Origin of the sequence: Alkalibacterium sp. (assembly GCF_046484155.1) — a bacterium.
In the GTDB taxonomy this organism is placed as follows: Bacteria; Bacillota; Bacilli; order Lactobacillales; family Carnobacteriaceae_A; genus Alkalibacterium.
On record NZ_JAWOBT010000005.1, the window covers coordinates 1 to 2,902 of the forward strand.

The 2,902-nt window shown below is 37.7% G+C and carries 4 protein-coding genes; all 4 read left to right on the forward strand.

What is annotated here, in order from left to right:
• Nucleotides 1-308 precede the first annotated feature (308 nt).
• Complete coding sequence (locus R6U02_RS00390; protein WP_410261665.1) at nt 309-674, forward strand: hypothetical protein; 366 nt, start codon at nt 309-311, stop codon at nt 672-674.
• Between the two features lie 193 nt (nt 675-867).
• A complete protein-coding gene (locus tag R6U02_RS00395) occupies nt 868-1,071 on the forward strand; it encodes a hypothetical protein (RefSeq protein ID WP_410261666.1) in 204 nt (67 codons plus the stop codon).
• A complete protein-coding gene (locus tag R6U02_RS00400) occupies nt 1,049-2,290 on the forward strand; it encodes a glycosyltransferase family 4 protein (RefSeq protein ID WP_410261667.1) in 1,242 nt (413 codons plus the stop codon). The genes R6U02_RS00395 and R6U02_RS00400 overlap by 23 nt, the downstream gene beginning before the upstream one ends.
• 53 nt (nt 2,291-2,343) lie before the next feature.
• Nucleotides 2,344-2,902 (forward strand): glycosyltransferase family 2 protein (locus R6U02_RS00405; protein ID WP_410261668.1); only part of this gene is annotated, 559 nt, incomplete at its 3' end.

Genomic DNA, 2,902 nt, shown 5'->3' on the forward strand with positions numbered 1-2,902 from the left:
TAAACTCAATGAGGTGATTAAAAGCGTTAACAAAATATCAAAGGACTCAAAATGAAGTTAGAGGGCTATAAAGAACAACTCATGAAAATTAAGCATTACCTAGGGGAGCAAAGATTAAGAAAGAAAATGGAAGAATACCGCCGACAATGCGAGCGGTCAATAAAAAGAAACATGAAAGGGAAAAATGAAAATTCTAAAAACGATTAAAAAATGGTTCACTCTACCGTATCAATGTCCGTATTGTAGCTTTACATCCGATACTAAAAAAGGATTAAATATACATATAACCAAAATACACGGAAGGGATAATGAGTTGCAAAATAGTAATACCAGATTACAGAGCGAAATCGAGGAATAAGACCGCATACAGACATTGGAGAACATATCAAAAATATAGAGACGAAATAGCAGAGCTGATAATGTTCTATGCAAAAGATAAAACAGAGATCGACCCTGCAAGAGTAACTCTGGAAGCGTACTTCAAAGGCAGGCGAGTAATTGATACATCGAATCTGGACGATAAGCTAGCAGTAGACGGTTTAATGAAAGCAGGAATACTAAAGGACGACACGCCGTTTGAAAACCCAGAAATAATAAAAAGGGTCTATCCAGAAACAGGTGAAAATAAATTGGTTATAATGGTAGAACAATGCTCTCAAAATCAGATCAAATAGGTAAGTCTAAGCCTAGCAGAACTAAAATGAACCAAAAAGCTAATAACGCTTTGAAAGAACTATTTAAGGAAAAAGGGATATTTAGATGCGAAAGGTGCGGTTCTACTTTCGGACTGACATTTGCACACAAGAAAAAACGCAGGTATTATCAGACGGTTGAAGAACTATCAGACTTTAATGAGGTATTATTACTATGTCTAAAATGCCACATGGAAATAGAATACGACAAGGAAGCAACGGAAAAATTATTCAAAAAACTAAGATGACAACCGAAGAAAAACTAGAAATAGCAGACATTATTACAGAATTATATAAACTAGAACAAAAACGCGACGAGTTAGAACAGCGGTTATTAAAAATCTACGACGAAAGAAATGATGAACCAAAGACTAGATGAATTCTTCGATGAAACTTGGGAGAAATACAGAAAACCGCTAAAAAACAAAACTAAATCAATAGTCAGGCAATACGACAAGTACCTACTTCGAGAAGGAATAATCAAACCACCGCAGAAAATAAAAACCTACAACAAGGGCGTGATCGTGCTACCTGCATATCCACCGCCTGCGGTTGATAATCCTATATTCAAAGAACCTAAAAAGATAGCATTCATTCACGAAGATGTCGGTCATATCACGGGTGGTCGGTATTATGCTTATTTTATGATCTCGGCACTATTGGAATTAGGACACGATGTAACTATTTATTCAAACCGCAAGGCAGTATTTTCACACGAATTTGATCAATACAAAAAACCAAAATTCAAAATTGTATCGAAGACAGCCTCACAGCTAGCAACCGCTAAAATCCCCAAATCCGATGTTTATATTGGCTCACCTATACACGGTGGCGTCAATGCTATCAAACAGGCAGAAAAGCACAACAAGCCAGCTTATGTGCTAATCTTTGACCCGTTTCCGATGATGGATAAATTCATAGGTAAGCGAAAGTATACTGGTTGGACACACCTAGTCAAAGGATTGCGAGAAACAGACGCACAGGTGATCTCACTCTGCAATGAAACATCTAAATATATATACGACTGGCTAGGCAAAGAGAGAGAGGAAGTTCACCCAGTCTATCCGTGCATCAATTCAATCATACTAGAACAAACCGAAGACCAAGAGCGTCAGGATTATGCACTATTTATTTCGAGGTTAGTTAAACACAAACGATTTCAGGACTGTGTCAAGGCTTGTGCAGAGAACGATATCAAGCTAAAAGTTATATCCTCGGTTAATGGAATCAAAGAAAAAGCTCAAGAGTATGTCAAAGAGTACGACGCCGATGTCGACTTTCACTTACGGGTCGATGACAAGACAAAATTCGAAATGATAAAACAGGCGAGAGTAATTATAAACGGGTCGATGTTTGAAGGATTTGGTATGTATGTAGCTGAAGCGATAGCCTGCGGTACACCGTTCGTCGGTTATGATTACCCGACATTCAGAGAAATAAGAGATTACGCTAAAGCTAAGAATATATACCTAGCTAAAATGAAAGACGCCGACGACCTATCGGATAAATTGAAGCAGGCATTGGAAGAAAAGAAATTTGCTGAACCGAGCAAAGAATTCCACTTTGAAAAAATGATAACTAGAATCAAAGATATATGATAACGATGATCTTTGCGATTAAGAATCGTGATAGAGAACGGTCAGAAAAGTGTATGGAAAGTCTAAGAAACCAAGACTGTAAGATTATAGTCGTTGATTATGGTAGCGATGATTTGTCGTGGTATCCAGAAGTCTTTACGCAGGGATTTGTAGCCGTCAGAAAAGACACAGAAGTCTGGAATAAGTCAAGAGCCTATAATATCGGATTCAGACTAGTAACTACGCCGTATGTAGTGTTTTCAGATATAGATAATATATTTGCACCTAATTTTATCGAAGAAGTAAAAAATGAAATTGTTATAGAAAAAACAGTCGTGCTATGCCAATGTATAGACCTAGATGAAGACGGTGAGTTTATGAGATTGCACCCAAAGACTGGCTACGGGGCTTGCTTCGGGGTTGATGTAGATTGGATTAAGAAAGTTAAAGGTTATGACGAATTTTATACTTACTGGGGTAACGAAGACACAGATATAGCAAGACGGGCAAAGCGTGATGACTATGATTTAGTATGGTTAGATGAACCGCTGATCGAACATCAATGGCACGAAAAAGCACCTCGTCCGACATTGAGCGAAAATAGACGACATTTCGAAAATACTAAGGAAATTG

Bases quoted from the DNA above. Each gene is read 5' to 3' on its own strand.
- R6U02_RS00390 (WP_410261665.1), top strand. From the start codon at position 309: ATGAGTTGCAAAATAGTAATACCAGATTACAGAGCGAAATCGAGGAAT.
- R6U02_RS00400 (WP_410261667.1), top strand. From the start codon at position 1,049: ATGATGAACCAAAGACTAGATGAATTCTTCGATGAAACTTGGGAGAAA.
- R6U02_RS00395 (WP_410261666.1), top strand. From the start codon at position 868: ATGTCTAAAATGCCACATGGAAATAGAATACGACAAGGAAGCAACGGA.